This is a genomic window from Streptomyces blastmyceticus (genome assembly GCF_039521185.1).
Classification (GTDB): domain Bacteria; phylum Actinomycetota; class Actinomycetes; order Streptomycetales; family Streptomycetaceae; genus Streptomyces; species Streptomyces blastmyceticus.
In genome coordinates this window covers 348,183-363,825 of sequence record NZ_BAAABW010000026.1, presented here as the reverse complement: position 1 = coordinate 363,825, position 15,643 = coordinate 348,183, and the positions used below count along the sequence as shown (strand labels likewise).

Annotated in this window: 18 protein-coding genes; 12 read left to right on the top strand and 6 right to left on the bottom strand. The window is 71.9% G+C overall.

The window, feature by feature from the left end; all coding sequences use genetic code 11:
• Positions 1–87 precede the first annotated feature (87 nt).
• The 4 genes from ABD269_RS24065 to ABD269_RS24050 all read left to right on the top strand — a co-directional run bounded on the left by ABD269_RS24065 (position 88) and on the right by ABD269_RS24050 (position 4,579).
• Positions 88–1,125 carry a LacI family DNA-binding transcriptional regulator gene (locus ABD269_RS24065; RefSeq protein ID WP_344120926.1) on the top strand — a complete coding sequence of 346 codons (1,038 nt, stop codon included), beginning with the start codon at positions 88–90 and terminating at the stop codon, positions 1,123–1,125.
• A gap of 129 nt (positions 1,126–1,254) precedes the next feature.
• The gene (locus ABD269_RS24060; RefSeq protein WP_344122041.1) at positions 1,255–2,253 is read left to right on the top strand and encodes an NADPH:quinone oxidoreductase family protein; all 999 of its coding nucleotides are present in this window, start codon (positions 1,255–1,257) and stop codon (positions 2,251–2,253) included.
• Complete coding sequence (locus ABD269_RS24055) at positions 2,250–3,452, top strand: acyl-CoA dehydrogenase family protein (protein ID WP_344120924.1); 1,203 nt, start codon at positions 2,250–2,252, stop codon at positions 3,450–3,452. The genes ABD269_RS24060 and ABD269_RS24055 overlap by 4 nt, the downstream gene beginning before the upstream one ends.
• Positions 3,449–4,579 carry an acyl-CoA dehydrogenase family protein gene (locus ABD269_RS24050; protein ID WP_344122040.1) on the top strand — a complete coding sequence of 377 codons (1,131 nt, stop codon included), beginning with the start codon at positions 3,449–3,451 and terminating at the stop codon, positions 4,577–4,579. The genes ABD269_RS24055 and ABD269_RS24050 overlap by 4 nt, the downstream gene beginning before the upstream one ends.
• Before the next feature lie 6 nt (positions 4,580–4,585).
• Here the strand turns inward: ABD269_RS24050 and ABD269_RS24045 are convergent, their stop codons facing one another.
• The 3 genes from ABD269_RS24045 to ABD269_RS24035 all read right to left on the bottom strand — a co-directional run bounded on the left by ABD269_RS24045 (position 4,586) and on the right by ABD269_RS24035 (position 5,956).
• Positions 4,586–5,113: a GNAT family N-acetyltransferase gene (locus ABD269_RS24045; protein WP_344120922.1), complete on the bottom strand. Its 528-nt coding sequence runs from the start codon at positions 5,111–5,113 to the stop codon at positions 4,586–4,588.
• A 67-nt stretch (positions 5,114–5,180) separates the two neighbouring features.
• Positions 5,181–5,504 (bottom strand): hypothetical protein, encoded by a 324-nt coding sequence (locus ABD269_RS24040; RefSeq protein WP_301891057.1) that lies wholly within the window; start codon positions 5,502–5,504, stop codon positions 5,181–5,183.
• Positions 5,505–5,725: 221 nt separating this feature from the next.
• Entirely contained in the window at positions 5,726–5,956 is a 231-nt protein-coding gene (locus ABD269_RS24035) for a hypothetical protein (RefSeq protein WP_344120919.1), read from the bottom strand.
• A 223-nt stretch (positions 5,957–6,179) separates the two neighbouring features.
• Here ABD269_RS24035 and ABD269_RS24030 point away from each other — a divergent pair, with 223 nt between their 5' ends.
• A complete protein-coding gene (locus ABD269_RS24030) occupies positions 6,180–6,446 on the top strand; it encodes a GlsB/YeaQ/YmgE family stress response membrane protein (RefSeq protein WP_116214969.1) in 267 nt (88 codons plus the stop codon).
• 138 nt (positions 6,447–6,584) lie between these two features.
• On the opposite strand, the gene ABD269_RS24025 is transcribed toward ABD269_RS24030, so the two are convergent.
• Positions 6,585–7,085: a hypothetical protein gene (locus ABD269_RS24025; RefSeq protein ID WP_344120917.1), complete on the bottom strand. Its 501-nt coding sequence runs from the start codon at positions 7,083–7,085 to the stop codon at positions 6,585–6,587.
• A gap of 525 nt (positions 7,086–7,610) precedes the next feature.
• Between ABD269_RS24025 and ABD269_RS24020 the strand changes: the two genes are divergently transcribed.
• The 4 genes from ABD269_RS24020 to ABD269_RS24005 all read left to right on the top strand — a co-directional run bounded on the left by ABD269_RS24020 (position 7,611) and on the right by ABD269_RS24005 (position 10,385).
• Entirely contained in the window at positions 7,611–7,766 is a 156-nt protein-coding gene (locus ABD269_RS24020) for a keywimysin-related RiPP (RefSeq protein ID WP_162890451.1), read from the top strand.
• A 135-nt stretch (positions 7,767–7,901) separates the two neighbouring features.
• Positions 7,902–9,653: an asparagine synthase-related protein gene (locus tag ABD269_RS24015; protein WP_344120914.1), complete on the top strand. Its 1,752-nt coding sequence runs from the start codon at positions 7,902–7,904 to the stop codon at positions 9,651–9,653.
• A gap of 52 nt (positions 9,654–9,705) precedes the next feature.
• Complete coding sequence (locus ABD269_RS24010) at positions 9,706–9,963, top strand: lasso peptide biosynthesis PqqD family chaperone (RefSeq protein ID WP_344120912.1); 258 nt, start codon at positions 9,706–9,708, stop codon at positions 9,961–9,963.
• Positions 9,960–10,385, top strand: a complete 426-nt coding sequence (locus tag ABD269_RS24005) for a lasso peptide biosynthesis B2 protein (protein WP_344120910.1) — start codon at positions 9,960–9,962, stop codon at positions 10,383–10,385. The genes ABD269_RS24010 and ABD269_RS24005 overlap by 4 nt, the downstream gene beginning before the upstream one ends.
• Positions 10,386–10,419: 34 nt before the next feature.
• Here the strand turns inward: ABD269_RS24005 and ABD269_RS24000 are convergent, their stop codons facing one another.
• Together ABD269_RS24000 and ABD269_RS23995 are read right to left on the bottom strand one after the other, a co-directional pair.
• A complete protein-coding gene (locus ABD269_RS24000) occupies positions 10,420–11,385 on the bottom strand; it encodes a GNAT family N-acetyltransferase (RefSeq protein WP_344120908.1) in 966 nt (321 codons plus the stop codon).
• Positions 11,386–11,551: 166 nt separating this feature from the next.
• Positions 11,552–11,959, bottom strand: coding sequence for a hypothetical protein (locus ABD269_RS23995; RefSeq protein WP_344120906.1), 408 nt, complete (start codon positions 11,957–11,959; stop codon positions 11,552–11,554).
• A gap of 249 nt (positions 11,960–12,208) precedes the next feature.
• Here ABD269_RS23995 and ABD269_RS23990 point away from each other — a divergent pair, with 249 nt between their 5' ends.
• From ABD269_RS23990 to ABD269_RS23980, 3 genes are read left to right on the top strand one after another with little or no spacing between them, the layout of a single operon-like run.
• On the top strand, positions 12,209–13,795 hold the full coding sequence (locus ABD269_RS23990; RefSeq protein WP_344120904.1) for an ABC transporter substrate-binding protein: 1,587 nt from the start codon (positions 12,209–12,211) through the stop codon (positions 13,793–13,795).
• 41 nt (positions 13,796–13,836) lie between these two features.
• Positions 13,837–14,793 (top strand): ABC transporter permease, encoded by a 957-nt coding sequence (locus ABD269_RS23985; RefSeq protein WP_344122039.1) that lies wholly within the window; start codon positions 13,837–13,839, stop codon positions 14,791–14,793.
• The gene (locus tag ABD269_RS23980; protein ID WP_344120902.1) at positions 14,786–15,643 is read left to right on the top strand and encodes an ABC transporter permease; all 858 of its coding nucleotides are present in this window, start codon (positions 14,786–14,788) and stop codon (positions 15,641–15,643) included. The genes ABD269_RS23985 and ABD269_RS23980 overlap by 8 nt, the downstream gene beginning before the upstream one ends.

Below are 15,643 nucleotides of genomic sequence, written 5' to 3'. Positions count from 1 at the left end.
TAATGCGCTTTAGCCTGCGGGGAGTTACGCTCGATCGAGCGCTTTAGTACGGGCCCGCGTGCCGGCGCGGGCAGCGGAAGGAGAGCCATGCGCCGCACCCCGGCCCGCCGCCCGACGATGAAAGACATCGCACGTCGCGCGGGCGTCTCGGAGAGCGCGGTCTCCTTCGCGCTCAACGGCCGCCCCGGGGTCTCCGACGCCACCCGCGAACGCGTGCGCCAGGTCGCCGAACAGCTCGGCTGGCAGCCCAGCACCGCAGCCCGCGCCCTGTCCGGCGAGGGGGCGGCCACGGTCGGACTCGTCCTGGCCAGGCCCGCCCGCACCCTGGGCGTCGAGTCCTTCTTCCTCCAACTGGTCTCCGGCGTCCAGGAAGTGCTCGCCGACCGCCGCCTCGGCCTGCTCTTCCAGATGGCCGAGGACATCGACGCCGAGTGCGCGGTATACCGGCGCTGGTGGGCCGAGCGCCGCGTCGACGGACTGCTTGTCGTCGACCCCCGCGCCGACGACCCGCGCCCGGCCCTGCTGGACGAACTCGGCCTGCCCGCAGTCGTCATCGGCGCGCCCGACGGCGACGGCGGCACCCATGGCGCGATCTCCACCCTCTGGGCCGACGACACCGGTGCGATGGCCTCCATCGTCGGACACCTCCACGCCCTCGGGCACCGCCGCGTCACCCATGTCGCGGGCCTGCCCGAACTCGCCCACACCCGGCGCCGGATGGCCTGCCTGCGCACCGAGGCCGAGCGCCGCGGACTCCCCGACGTCACCTCGGTGACCACGGACTACTCCGACGCGCAAGGAGCCGAGGCCACGCGCCGGCTGCTGTCCGGTCCGCAGCCGCCCACCGCGATCGTCTACGACAACGACGTCATGGCCGTCGCCGGTCTCGCCGTCGCGGCGGAGCACGGAGTGTCCGTCCCCGGCGAACTCTCCATCGTGGCCTGGGACGACTCCGTCCTCTGCCGCAGCACCCACCCGGCACTGACGGCGCTGACCCGCGACACCCCCGCTTTCGGCCGCCAGGCGGCCCACCTCCTGACCGCGCTCCTGGCAGGAGAGCCGCCGACCCGGGTACAGGCGCCGACCCCGCGTCTGACGACCCGGGAATCGACGAGCCGGGCGTAGACGGCACGCTGCCGGGGGAAAACCTCGCCCGCATGCACCCGCACCCCGCCCGACAACACCCCTACCCCCCGCCCTTACCAACCGCTTAGTATGCGAACCGCACGCCACCCCACCACCCCGGAGGCCCCCGTGAAGGCATGGCGAGTGCACACCAACGGCGAACCCCGAGACGTCATGCGCCTGGAGGACGTACCGGACCCCGGCCCCGCCCCCGGCGAGGCCCTCATCCGGGTACTCGCCGCGAACGTCAACTTCCCCGACGCCCTGCTCTGCCGCGGCCAGTACCAGGTCCGTCCGCCCATGCCCTTCACCCCCGGCGTGGAGACGTGCGCGGAGATCCTCGCCCTCGGGGAGGGCGCGGAAGGCACCGTGGGGGCGCGCGTCCTCGCGCAACCCGCCCTCCCGGCGGGCGGTTTCGCCGAGCGCGCGGTCGTGGACGCCAGGACCCTGCTGCCCGCTCCCGAGTCCCTGGACGACGCCGAGGCCGCCGCCCTGCACGTCGGCTACCAGACCGGCTGGTTCGGCCTGCACCGCCGGGCCCGCATCCAGTCCGGCGAGACCCTGCTCGTCCACGCCGCGGCAGGCGGCGTCGGCAGCGCGGCCGTACAGCTCGGAAAGGCCGCCGGGGCCACGGTCATCGGTGTCGTCGGCGGCGTCGACAAGGCGCGCGAAGCCCACGAGAACGGCTGCGACGTGGTGATCGACCGCCGCGCCGAGGACGTGATCGCCGCCGTCAAGGACGCCACCGGCGGACACGGCGCCGACGTCGTCTACGACCCCGTCGGCGGCGACGCGTACACCCAGTCCACCAAGTGCGTCGCCTTCGAGGGCCGCATCGTGGTCGTCGGCTTCGCGAGCGGCAGGATCCCCAGCGCCGCCCTCAACCACGCCCTGGTGAAGAACTACACCATCCTCGGCCTGCACTGGGGCCTCTACAACACCAAGGACCCGGCCGCCGTCCGCGCCTGCCACGACGAGCTGACCAAGCTCGCCGCGCAGGGCGCGATCCGCCCCCTCGTCAGCGAGCGCCTGCCGCTCACCGCGGCCGCCGACGCCGTCCAGCGCGTGGCCGACGGCACGACCACCGGCCGGCTCGTCGTCCTCCCCGCCCAGGAAGGCCCGCGATGAACGCACCTGCCGCGGCCACCCCCGGCGCCGGGGAACTGCTCGACCGCGTCGCCGCCCTCCTCGCCGCGCACGACCCGGCCACCACCGACCGCCTCGACTTCCTGCGGGCCCGCTTCGACGCCGGGCTCGCCTGGATCCACTTCCCCGAAGGGCTCGGCGGACTCGGCGCACCCCGCTCCCTCCAACCGGTCGTCGACGCCGCGCTCGACGCCGCCGGTGCCCCCGGCAACGACCCCCGCCGCATCGGCATCGGCCTCGGCATGGCCGCCCCCACCATCCTCCAGTACGGCACGGACGAGCAGAAGCAGCGCTTCCTGCGGCCCCTGTGGACCGGCGAGGAGGTGTGGTGCCAGCTGTTCAGCGAGCCCGGCGCCGGCTCCGACCTCGCCGGGCTCGCCACCCGGGCCGTACGCGACGGCGACGGCTGGACCGTCGACGGCCAGAAGGTGTGGACCTCCAGCGCCCACCTCGCCCGCTGGGCGATCCTCATCGCCCGCACCGACCCCGACGTGCCCAAGCACCAGGGCATCACCTACTTCGTCTGCGACATGACCGACCCCGGCGTCGAGGTGCGGCCACTGCGCCAGATCACCGGCGAGGCCGAGTTCAACGAGGTCTTCCTGACGGGCGTACGGATCCCCGACACGCACCGTCTGGGCGGTGTCGGCGACGGCTGGCGGGTCGCGCAGACCACCCTCATGAACGAACGCATGGCCATCGGCGGCACCCGCGTGCCCCGCGAGGGCGGCATGGTCGGCGTCGTGGCCCGGACCTGGCGCGAACGCCCCGAGCTGCGCACCCACGACCTCCACCAGCGGCTGCTGCGCCTCTGGGTGGACGCCGAGGCCGCCCGGCTCACCGGCGAACGGCTCCGCCAGCAGCTCAAGCGGGGCCGCCCCGGACCCGAGGGCTCCGGCATGAAACTCGCCTTCGCCCGGCTCAACCAGGAGCTCAGCGCCCTGGAGGTCGAGCTGCTCGCCGAGGACGGACTCACCTACGGCGACTGGACCATGGTCCGGCCCGAACTCGTCGACTTCACCGGCCGCGACGCCGGATACCGCTACCTGCGCGCCAAGGGCAACTCCATCGAGGGCGGCACCTCGGAGGTGCTGCTCAACATCGTCGCCGAGCGCGTCCTCGGCCTGCCGCCCGAGCCCCGCAACGACAAGGACCTCCCGTGGAAGGACCTGCCCCGATGACGCCGGACCTGCTCTACTCCGAGGCCGAGGAGGACCTGCGCGCCGCCGTGCGCTCCCTGCTCACCGCCCACGGAGCCCCCGCGTCCGTGCTCGCCGGCGCCGAGAGCGGCCGCCCGTACGACACCGGCCTCTGGCAGCCCCTGGCCACGGGCATGGGCACGGCCGGGCTGCTCGTACCCGAGAAGTCCGGCGGCCAGGGCGCGACCGCCCGCGAGGCCGCCGTCGTCCTGGAGGAACTCGGCCGCACCGTCGCCGACGTCCCCTACCTGACCAGCGCGGTCCTGGCCGTACGCACCCTGCTCGGCTGCGACACCGGCCGCACCGAGGTCGCCGCCCTGCTCACCGCGCTCGCCGAGGGCCGCCAGGTCGGCGCGCTTGCCGTGCCCCTGCCGACCGCCCCGGGCGCGGGTGTGCGGCCTTCCGTCGGCGCCGAACCCGCCGGCCCGGACCGGGCGTTGCTCACCGGGACGGTGAACGCCGTCGCAGGAGCCGCAGGAGCCGACGTCCTCCTCGTCCCCACGGACACCGGCCTCCACAGCGTGGACGCCACCGCCGAAGGCGTCACTCTCACCCCGCTCACCCCGCTCGACCTCACCCGGCCGATTGCCCGGATCACCTTCTCCGCGGCCCCGGCCGCGCTGCTCGCCGGCCCCGACCGGGCCCGCAGCGCCCTGGAAGCCGCCCTGCTCACCGGCGCCGGACTCCTCGCCTCCGAACAGCTCGGTGTCGCCGAGTGGTGCCTGGCCGAGACCGTGCGCTATGCCGGTGAGCGGCAGCAGTTCGGCCGCCCCATCGGTTCCTTCCAAGCCCTCAAACACCGGCTCGCGGCCCTCTGGCTGGACATCGCCTCGGCCCGCGCCACCGCCCGCAATGCCGCCGACGCGCTCGCGACCGACGCCCCCGACGCGGTGATCGCGGTCGCAGTGGCCCAGTCCTGCTGCTCCGAGGTCGCGGTCCGCGCGGCGGAGGAGTGCGTCCAACTCCACGGCGGCATCGGCATGACCTGGGAACACCCCGCACACCTCTACCTCAAACGCGCCAAGGCCGACGCGACCGCCCTGGGCACACCGGACCGCCACCGCCAGTACCTCGCCCTCCTGGCCGATGTGCCAGGACCTGTCGCCTGACCCGGATCAGGCGCGGATCCGGTACACCACATTGGGGCGCAGCGGCCCCTCGGGTGCGCTCGGGTCGTCGAAGTCGTCCGCGGGGTCCCGGGTCATGCCGATCCGGGACATCACCGCCCGGGAACGCAGGTTGGTGACGGTCGTCACCGCGAGGATCTCGGGAAGCCCGAGGGTCCCGAAGCCGAAGTCCAGGGCGGCCCGGGCGGCTTCGGTGGCATAGCCGTGCCCCCAGGACGGACGGGCGAGCCGCCAGCCGATCTCCACCCCCGTGAACGGCATCCCGTCATCCACCTCGTCGAGCCCGGCAAAGCCGATGAACTCCCCGGTGGCGAGCACCTCGACGGCCCACCACCCGAACCCGCGCTCCTCGAACTCGGCCCGGAACCTCACCACCGACGCATCACTCTGCTCACGGCTGAGCACCGGCCCCAGATGCTCCCGGACCTCGGGATCGGCGTTCATGGCCGCCCAGGGCGCGAGGTCGGTCTCCCGCCAGGGCCGGAGCGCGAGGCGGGCGGTACGCAGTTCGGTCATGCCCCAACCCAACGCGACCGCCCCACCCCGGGTCGACCTATTTTCCCGGGAACCCGGGGGCGCGTGCCTAGCGGCTGTCCTCAAGGGGGCCCGGCCCGCTCGCTCGGCCGCGGTCGGCGGTGAACGCCATGATCCTGGCGGCTCCGCGGGCCGCCAGAAAGCGCCGGCGCTGCCAGCGCGAACGGGGCTGAACGCCCACTCGCTCCCCTTGCGGTACGAGCGCGAGATCGGTGAGGCGCCGCCCGGCCTGGGCGAGTTCGGTCAGGAGCCGCTCCCTGCGCTGTCCGTTCGCAGTGGCGTGCAGTGCGGCGTACAAGCCCTCGATCTCGGCCACGGCCGCCCCGATGCGCAGGTTGCTGCTGCCTGCCGATGACGTTCTGCCCTGCGGCAACTGGGCCCCTCTCGTAACGGATCCTGTGATGCGGTCTCCGGCGCCCGGGCCATCGGCGGCTGTGCCAAGCCCCAAGGGCGCCCATCCGGCCCGCGACACTTGCTCATGTGCGCAATCTAGCAACCTTTTCGGGGTGGTGTCGGGTCCGTTCGCAGGGGACGCCAGGGTCCTCCGGCGGGCGCTGGATCGGGCGCGCGGCGGGGTGTGGGGCGCCGTTCGGGTCAGGGGCTCACCGGGTCGAAGCCGTACCGCAGCGGCTCTTCTTTGACGCGCAGGTCGCGCCGGTATACGTACAGCGCCGCAATGCGCATCTCGCTCGCGGAGCCCTCCACCGTACAAGGGTGGGTGACCTGCACCACTCCCGGACGGTTGGCCAGCCGGATCACCGCCCCGTCCGCCGGCCCGCCTTCCAGCAGGGCTGTCTCCCACTCCGTCACGCCATCGTGTGTCATGACGGATACTTTAGATGTTGCGCAAGTGGGCAACGCCGAGGAGTCGGTGGCGTTCGCTCTCCTGAACTTCGGCGGGTGATGCCGGTGCCCGGCGACGGCGTGTCCACCCGGCCTGACGTCACTCGTGAAACCGCCGCACCGCGTCCGAGCGTCGACAGCAGTGTCCGTACTGCCGTGCGGATCAGTCATCACGGATCAACCGCTTGAAGGGCAGAACGACACCATGGGCATCATCGGCTGGATCATCCTGGGGCTGCTGGCCGGAGCGATCGCGAAGATCCTGCTGCCGGGCCGGGACCCCGGCGGCCTGATCGGCACCACCCTCATCGGCATCGCAGGAGCGTTCATCGGCGGCTGGCTGTCCGCCAAGTTCCTCCACAAGCCGATCAGCAACCACTTCTTCGACGCCGCCACCTGGGGCTCGGCGATCGCCGGCTCGCTGGTGCTGCTGATCGGATACCGCATCTTCTTCGGCAACTCACGCGACTGAAGCGTCAATTCCGATGGATCGGTCCTCCCCTGAGCGACGGTCGGTGACCGGCATCGTCTCGTTGCTCATGCCCACGTTGTGGCACCGGGCCGCGAAGCGGGGCCCACGGGGTCGGCGAACCCGAAGGGAGTTCCGGGGTCACTCTCCTTCGGCCAGCCAGTGAAGTCGGCCGTCCTTGGCCCAGATCCGACAGGTCAGTTCCACGCCGCCGGAGGAGACCGCCGTGGCGCCGCTCTCCTTGCACTTGCGGTGGGGTTCGTTGCAACTTCCCTTCCTCTTGCCGGGGATCTTGGCGCAGTTCTCGGTGTCGTGCGCTTCTTTGCCCTCGGGTGAGAGGTTGTCGTAGTTGCTGCCGTCGTGCCGGCCGGGAGAGTCGGTGCTTTCCGCTCCGGACGGCCGGTGCTCAGTCTGCGCTTCATCGGTGCGTTCGGTGATCGCGGTCTCTTCTTCCGCGATTGCCTCTGCTGTCGCTGTCGCTGTCGTTGTGGCCGGAGAGGTGGTCGACGACGCGGATGTCGGCCTCGCGTCCGTCCGGGAAGTCGAACTGGTACCGCAGGCGGCCACTGTGCCGAGTAGTAAGGCTACGGTCGACACGGCGGTGACCAATCTTGCCGGGCGCATCTTTATCCGATCAGGCATGAGGGGCAGTTTAGGAACCGCCGCGCGGTATGTGCTGGCCGGGGCGGTGTATGCGCATGCTGCATGGTGATGGTTGGTGAATATGCACCGGTCTGGTCAGTTATGAGCCTGAGGGTGGGTTGTCGGCCCTCCTGGCACGGGTGCCCGTCCGGCTCGTTGTGCCGAGGTCGGTGCCGTGCGGCAGGTCATGGTCGCGGTGCGCGGAGAACGGCCTGGGAGCACTGCCTTGCAGGCTTGATGTGGATTTTCAACTCCCCTCACAGAGGCTCCACTTGCGCGTCGAACAAGTGGTACGGGACATTCCGGAATCCGTGCCCAATTCGGGAACGGCGTCCTTGATCACTTGGATTGAACATGGATACAGTCGCGATCGAGCGCCAGGGGGCGGCGTCACGGGATCTGAATCCTGTCGGCATATCCGGCGGTTGGGCGGTGCGTTCGCATCCGCCCGGTATTTCCCATGCGTGGAGTCACATGAAGTCACCGCCCCTGAGCTGCAACGTCAGCGAGAGGGAGGTGAATTGAATGGTGAACAACGAGCGTATGGAGAGCCGTGAGCTCCAGGCCTACGAGGCCCCGGAGATGTTTGAGTGCGGTTCTTTCCAGGAGGAGACCGGAATGCTCGGCACCGCGGGTCAGGAGCCCTTCGTGCCCGCTCTCCACACCCACTGGGGCTGGTAAGGGCGCTCTGAAATGCAAGGCCCGATAAAGGAGATCGAAGTGGTCGGTGCCGGGACGCCATATTTCGTGGTTCTGCCGGACCATGAAACCGCGACCGCAGCGGCCGACCGGCTTCCGCCAGGTGCCGCGCAGATCATGACGCATCGGTCCGGCCGGCCCTGGGTGGCCGGCCGGCTGGCCCCGGGCCAGGTTCTCCTGGCCGAACACGGCGACACCCGCCTCGCGGTCATCGGCCACTGTTCGGTGAGTGCCGCCGAACTCACCGCGACGGCAGCCAAAGTCCACGAGCCGCACCACCTGGACCGCCTGGGCACGGACTGGGCCGGCAGCTTTCACCTGATCGCTCTGATCGACGGCCGCGTGCACATCCAGGGCAGTGCTTCCGGGCTGCGCCGGGTCTTCCACGGCCGCCTCGGCGCCCTGACCCTCGCCGCCGACCGGGCCGACGCACTGGCCGACCTGCTCGACGCCTCGTTCGACCGGTCCGCACTGGCCCTGCGCCTGCTCGTCTCCGTACCCCACCCGCTGACGGACCGGACGCCATGGCAGAACGTCACGGCAGTCCCCCCGGGCTCGCGCCTGACGCTCTCCTCCGACGGGCGGCAGCAGGCCGTGACCTCCTGGTGGCGGGCCCCGGAGCCGGTGCTCTCCCTGGAGGACGGAGCGGCGGCGCTGCGCCAGGCGCTCGAGACGGCCGTGCGGGTGCGCAGCGACGGCGCCCGGACCATCACCGCCGACCTCTCCGGCGGTCTGGACTCCACCGGCCTCACCATGCTGGCCGCCCGGGAGCGGGCCTCACTGACCGCGTTCACCATGGAGAACCCGGACGAGGCCGACGAGGACCTGCGCTGGGCCAGGACGGCCGCCGCCCACCTGCCGCAGCTGAACCACATCGTCTACCCGGCCGATCAACTCCCTGGCTTCCTGGGAGGACTCGTCGACGCGGACGGTGTGCCGCTTCCCGTGGACGTCCTCCCCGACGAGCCCTCCAGCGCGGTGGTCAGCGCCCCCCGGATGCGCGCCGCGAAGGAGATGGCCACCGCCCACGGCTCACGTCTGCACCTCGACGGGTTCGGCGGCGACCAGCTGCTGACCGGTCACCCCGGCTACGAGCACGACCTGCTGCGCAGCCGCCCGCTGCTCGCCCTGAAGCGGCTGCACACCCTCCATGAACTCACCGGCTTCCAGCGGCGCCCCGCGCTGCGCGACCTGCTGGACGGCCGCTCCTACCGCCACTGGCTGGCCACCGAGACCGCCGCGCTGGCCCGGCAGCGGCCGCCCCGCCCGCAGAACTCGGCCTTCGCCTGGGGCGGCACCCTGCGGCTGCCCCGGTGGATCACCCCCGAGGCCGGACACCTGATCACCCAGGAGCTGCGGCACGCCGCCGGGACGGCGCTGCCGCTGGCCGCCGCCCGGGGCCGCCACGGCGACCTGCTGGAGATCCAGAACACCGGCCGGATGATCCGCCAGCTTCACCAGGCGGTGGCGACAGCGGACTTCACCCCGGCCTCCCCCTTCCTGGACGACCAGGTCGTCCACGCCTGCCTGGCCGTGCGGCCCGACGAACGCGTCACCCCCTGGGAACTCAAACCGCTGCTCAAGGCGGCCCTGGCGGACGTCCTGCCGCGCGAGCTGCTGACCCGGCGGACCAAGGGCGACGGGGCCCTGATCGCCGCCGAGGGCTTCGAGCGGCACCGGCGGGACATCGCCGGGCTCTGGGACTCCTCCGCCCTGGCCGAACTGGGACTGATCGACCCCGAACCGCTGCGCGCGCTCTTCCGCCGCCCGTACTCCCCCCGGCTCCACGAGAGAGCCATGCCCACGACCATCGGCTGCGAACTGTGGACCCGGGCAGCCCGGCGCGCCCCGGCCGCCGCCCGCACCTGAACAGCCGCCGCCCGGGCGGCAGATCCGACCGAAAGACATGAGAGCAAGAACGATGACACTGAGACTGCGCCCCGACGTCTCGACGGCCGACACCGACTACGGCACGGTGCTGCTGGACGGAGTGGGCGGCCGCTACTGGCAGCTCAACGGCTCGGCGTCGGTCGCCTTGCGCGTCCTGCTGGAGGGCGGGACCGCGGAGCAGGCGGCCCAGCGGCTGACGGCCACGTACGACGTCGACGAGGCACGCGCCCGCGAGGACGTGGAACGCCTGCGAGCGAGGCTGCTCGACGCGAAGCTGGCGCTTCGATGAGCGCGGTGGTGCCGCACCGGGTACGCCCGCGGCTCTCTCCCGGACGGCGGCTGCTCACCCTGCTCGCGGTGGCCGTCGCCGGGCGGCTGGCCCGCAGCTCGCCGGCCCGCATCCGGACCGTCCTGACCTGGCTGCGCAAGGGCGCCCGTCCGGCTGCCTATGCCGAGGCGCGCGCCGCGCGGCAGGCCGTGGTCGCGGTGAGCCTGCGCTGCGCCTCCGACGAGGGCTGTCTGCCCCGTTCCCTGGCCACGGTGCTGCTGTGCCGGGCTCGCGGCAGCTGGCCGGAGTGGGTCGTCGGGGTGCGCGCGCGTCCGCCGTTCGGTGCCCACGCCTGGCTGGAGGCCGAGGGCCGCATGGTCGAGGAGGCGGCGGACCCTGCCTACTTCCGCTGGCTGTTCTCGGTCCCGGCGGCGAAGCGGTAGCACACGACCCCGCCGCCGGGTCCGCTCTTCCCGCTCAGTCCAGTGGCCGGGCGTACGTCACGAACTCCCGCTCCGTCACGAAACCCATCCGTTCGTAGAGCCCCAGTGCCCCGGTCGGGTTGGCGGCGTCGACGATCAGCTCCGCCTTGTCGTACCCCTGGCGCCCGGCCTCGGCCAGCGTGTGCGCCAGCAAGGCGCGCGCCGCGCCCCGGCCCCGGTGGGCCGGCCGGGTGCCCAGGTGGCCGATCGTGCACGAGCGGTGACCCGTGGCCGTGCCGTCGGCAACGTACTCGTCGGCGAGGAGGTACGCCGCGACGCGGCCGTCGGCGTCGAGCAGCAGGGCGGAGAGAGCCGCGCGGAACGAACGGTCCCCGGTGAACCAGGTGTCCCAGTCGGCCCTGTCCGTCTCGGTGTGATTCCAGTGGTCACGAAACGCGTCGTTGTGCGCGCAGCGGGTCGCTTCGTCGAGGGCCGTCTCGAAGGCCGTCAGACGCAGGCCGTCAGGCACCTTCACGTCGGGCAGCCGGTCCGTGCGCAGATCGTGCGCCATGCTGAACCAGTACCGGCAGGGCTCGAATCCGGCCTTCAGGGCCAGGGCCGTCAGCCCCGCGTTGGCGGCCGACCTGTCGACCAGCAGCTCTCCCGGTACGCCGGGATGGCGCTCCGCCCGGACCACATCCGCCCGGTTGCGCATCCAGTCGACCAGCCGCGTACCGATTCCCTGCCGGCGCCAGTCCGGATGGACGGCGGCGGCGGTCCCGAAGCGGGCGACGTCTCCTACCTGCTCCGGCTCGTACACCATGGCGTACGCCACCAGCCGCGACCCCTGCCACAGCCCCGCGGTGTTGTGCGCCAAGTCCAGCTTGGGGTCGGCGAGCTCGTGAAGGACGTCCGCCTCGTCCTCGTGCCGGCCCGTCCTGTCGGCGCGCTCGACCTCGCCGCGCAAGGCCACGAGATCCCGGACATCGGCCGTACTGAGGGGCTTGAAGGTGGTAGTCACCCGACAAACAGTACAAAGAACAGTTCGACTCCCGGAGCCCCGCACCCGGCTCCCGCCGCCCCCGGAAGGTACTGGCGCCCTCCAGCCCTGCGGCGGGGTGGTCACAGTCGTGGGCTGTGGCCACCCCGTCGCGCCCAGGCCGCGCGCCGCAGCCGGGCGGGCCGGATCAGTAGGTCAGGATGGGGCTGTCCTGGGTTTCGTAGTCGCCGTTACCGAGCCAGTGCACCTGTGTGAACCCGACGTAGTCGTGCCCCTGGGACGGGTTGGTCAGCTCGATGCCGAGGTGCTGGTAGCCGTTCTTGCAGGGGGCCGTCTGGTAGGTGGCGAACCCCCACGTCGTCTTGTCGAAGACCCCGAAGGTCACGTAGCACTTGGAGTCCACGTTCCCGAAGTTGAGGTAGGCGTCCGCGCCGATGCGGCCGTTGTTGTGGTCGGCGACACACACGTTCTTGTAGGTGGGGCCGGCGCAGCCGCCGCCGGTGGAGGCGGCTGCGGTGCCCGCACCCGTCAGCGCCATCGTCGTGGTCAGCGCCGCCGCGGCGAGGGCCAGACCGGCGATTCTCCGTGCACGCATGGAATGCTCCTTGGTCGAGAAGTCGGCCCTCTCCCGGGCCGGTTGTCTGCGTGCACTGTTGTCGGGGGCGATTGACACTTCATAGACAGGGGATTACTGCTCTCCCGCGTCGTGCCCGCCGCCGGGAGGTGCTGGTGGCTCCCCTGGGCCCGCCCCGACCTCGCCCCCGGATCATGACCACTCCTTTACGTACTGTTTAATTGCGACTGGTTCGCAATAGCAGCAAAGCGTGAGTAAGAGGTGTGGGGCATGACGGCCCGGTCCGTACGGGGAGTGGCCGCCGCGGCCATGGCAGGGGTTCTGGCGGCAGGTGCCGCGGCGTGTTCGACGCCCGGGGGCGGGGGCAAGGACAAGGAGTCGCTGGTCGTCGGGCTCGCCAATGAGCCCGAGACGCTCAGTCCGCTGCTCGGCTACGGCAAGGACGGCAACTCCAAGATCTTCGACGGGCTGCTCCGCCGCGACGCGGACATGAAGCTCCGGCCCGCGCTCGCCGCCGCGCTGCCCGCCGTGGCCGACGACGGGAAGACGTACACCTACAAGCTCCGGCACGGGGTGAAGTTCAGCGACGGGAAGCCTTTCTCCGCCAAGGACGTGGTCTTCACCTACCGGACCATCCTCGACGAGAAGACCAACAACGCCGCCAAGGGCGAGCTCGACGCCATCGACGCGGTGACCGCCGAGGGCGACGACACGGTGGTCTTCAAGCTCAAGTACCCGTACGCGCCGTTCGCCGAGCGCACCGTGCTGCCGATCGCCCCCGAGCACGCGGCGAAGGGGCAGGACGTCAACACCGGGTCGTTCAACACCGCGCCGATCGGCACGGGCCCGTACGTCCTGACCGGCTGGAGCAAGGGCGAGAAGCTGAGCTTCAAGGCCAACCCCGGCTACTGGGGCGGCGAGCCGAAGATCAAGAAGCTCACCATGGCGATCATCAAGGACGACGACGTCCGCGCCACCCGGCTGCGCACCGGCGACCTCGACGGCGCGATCCTGCCGCCCAACCTCGCCAAGGGGTTCAAGGGCGACAAGTCCAAGCTGTCGGTCACCGCCCGGACCACCGACTTCCGCGGCGTCACCCTGCCGACGGCGAACAAGGTGACCGGAGACATCGCCGTCCGCCGCGCCCTCGACCTCGCCGTCGACCGCAAGGCCATGGTCGACAAGCTCCTCGAAGGCGCGGGCAAGGCGGGCTACGGCCCGGTGCCCACCGACAGCGAGTGGTTCGCCAAGGGCACCGAGCGCCCGTACGACCTCGACAAGGCGAAGAAGCTGCTCGACGACGCGGGCTGGAAGAGCGGCGACGGCGGCATCCGGGAGAAGGACGGACAGCGCGCGGAGTTCACCCTCTGGTTCCCCGCCGGTGACAAGCTCCGCCGGGAGCACGCCCTCGCCTTCGCCTCCGACGCCAAGAAGGCCGGCCTCAAGGTCGAGGTGCAGAGCGGCACCTGGGAGGTCATCGAACCGCGGATGAAGAACGACGCGGTCCTGGCCGGCGGCGGCAACCCCGCCGACCCGGACTTCGACCTCTACAACCTGCTCCACTCCTCGCTCGCCCTCGACGGCTTCAACAACATGGCCGCCTACGCGGACCCCGAGGTCGACAAGGCCCTGGAGGAAGGCCGCCGCAGCGGTGACAAGGCGGCCCGCAAGGCCGCGTACGAGAAGGTCCAGCGCGGGCTCGCCGACAACCCCGGCTACACCTTCCTCACCCACGTCGACCACCTCTACGTCATGAACGACGAGTGGCAGGACATCACCACCCAGGTCGAGCCGCACGACCACGGCCTGGGCGCCGGACCGTGGTGGAACGTCGAGTCCTGGCAGCCGAAGAAGTGACCCGCGGCTCCACCCGGCTCCCCTGGGGGCCGATGGCGCGCATGGCCGGACGGCGGCTGCTGGCCGCCGTCCCCGTGCTCGCCGCCGTCACCTTCGGCGTCTTCGCCATCGCCGCGGCCTCGCCGTTCGACCCGGCCCAGGCGTACGCCGGCTCCGCCGGACTGAGCGCGGGCCAGGACGTCCTCGACCAGCTGCGCGAGAACCTCGGCGCCGACCGGCCGTTCGCCGTCCGCTGGTGGGACTGGATCACCGCCGCCCTCACCGGCGACCTCGGCGACTCCAGCTCGCTGCGCCAGCCCGTCGCCCAGGTCATCGGCGAACGCATCGGCTGGTCCGTGCTCCTGTGCGCCGTCGCCTTCGCGCTGGCGCTCGCGGTGGGCACGGCGCTGGGCGTCCTCACGGCGCGGCGCCGCGGCGGCCTGTTCGACCGGGCCGTGACCTCCGTGGCGTACGCGCTCGAAGCGGCGCCGCCCTTCTGGCTCGGGCTGCTCGCCATCTGGTTCTTCGCCCTCAAGCTCGACGCCCTGCCCGCCGGAGGCCTGACCGACACGGGCAGCGACGCGGCCACACCCGGCCAGATCGCCTCCCATGTCGTCCTGCCCGCCGTGGTGCTCGCCGTCTCCCAGCTGCCGTGGTTCGTGCTGTACGTGCGCCAGGGCGTCGGCGACGCCCTGGCGGAGGACCCCGTACGCGGAGCACGCGCGCGTGGCCTGCGCGAACGGACCGTCCTCCTCCACCACGCCCTGCGCTCCGGGCTGCTTCCGGTCCTCACGCTCATCGGCTCGCGCGTCCCCGAACTCATCACCGGCGCGCTCCTGGTGGAGACCGTCTTCAGCTGGCCCGGCATCGCGTCCGCGACCGTGGAGGCGGCCACCAAGGTCGACTTCCCCCTGCTCGCGGCCCTGACCGTGCTCGCCACGGCCGCGGTCCTGGTGGGCAATCTGCTGTCCGACCTGCTGTACGGACTGGCCGACCCGAGAGTGGGATTCGATGGCTGAGACCCTCAGCGGTACGGCCCGGCGCGCCCCGCGCGTGCCGCGCCCGAGCGTCTGCGGCGCGCTCGTCGCGGCCGTCGTCCTCGTCGCGCTGCTCGTGCCCGCGCTGGTTCCCCTGGACGAGCAGGCCGTCGACCTCGGTGCCAAGCTGCGGCCGCCGTCCTGGTCCCACCCCTTCGGCACCGACGAGGTCGGCCGCGACCTGCTGCTGCGCTGCGTCTACGGGCTGCGGGTCTCCCTGCTCGTCGGCGTCGTCGCGGCCTTCGCGGCGACGGTCGTCGGCACGGCGGTCGGCGCACTGGCCGGTGCGCTCGGCGGCTGGGCGGACCGCGTCGTGATGCGGGTCGTGGACCTGTGCTCCTCGGTGCCGCACCTGCTGCTCGGCATCTTCATCGTGGCGATGTTCCGGCCGGGCGTCTGGCCGGTGATCGTCTCGGTCGCCTTCACCCACTGGCTGTCGACCGCCCGCATCGTCCGGGCCGAGATGCTCTCGCTGCGCTCACGCCCGTACATCGACGCGGCCGTCGCGGGCGGCTCGTCCCGGTGGCGCGTGACCGTGCGGCACCTGCTGCCGGGCGTGCTGCCCCAGGCCGGGCTCGCGGCGGTGCTGATGGTCCCGCACGCGATCTGGCACGAGTCCGCGCTGTCCTTCCTGGGCCTCGGGCTCCCCACCCACCAGGCGAGCCTCGGCAACATGGTCCAGGCCGCGCGCGGTTCGCTGCTCGCCGGTGACTGGTGGCCGACCCTCTTCCCCGGCCTGTTCATCATCGTCCCCACCCTCGCCATCGCGGGCCTCACGGCCACCTGGCGCGACCGGCTCGACCCCCGCCGCCGATCGGAGCTGACGCTGTGA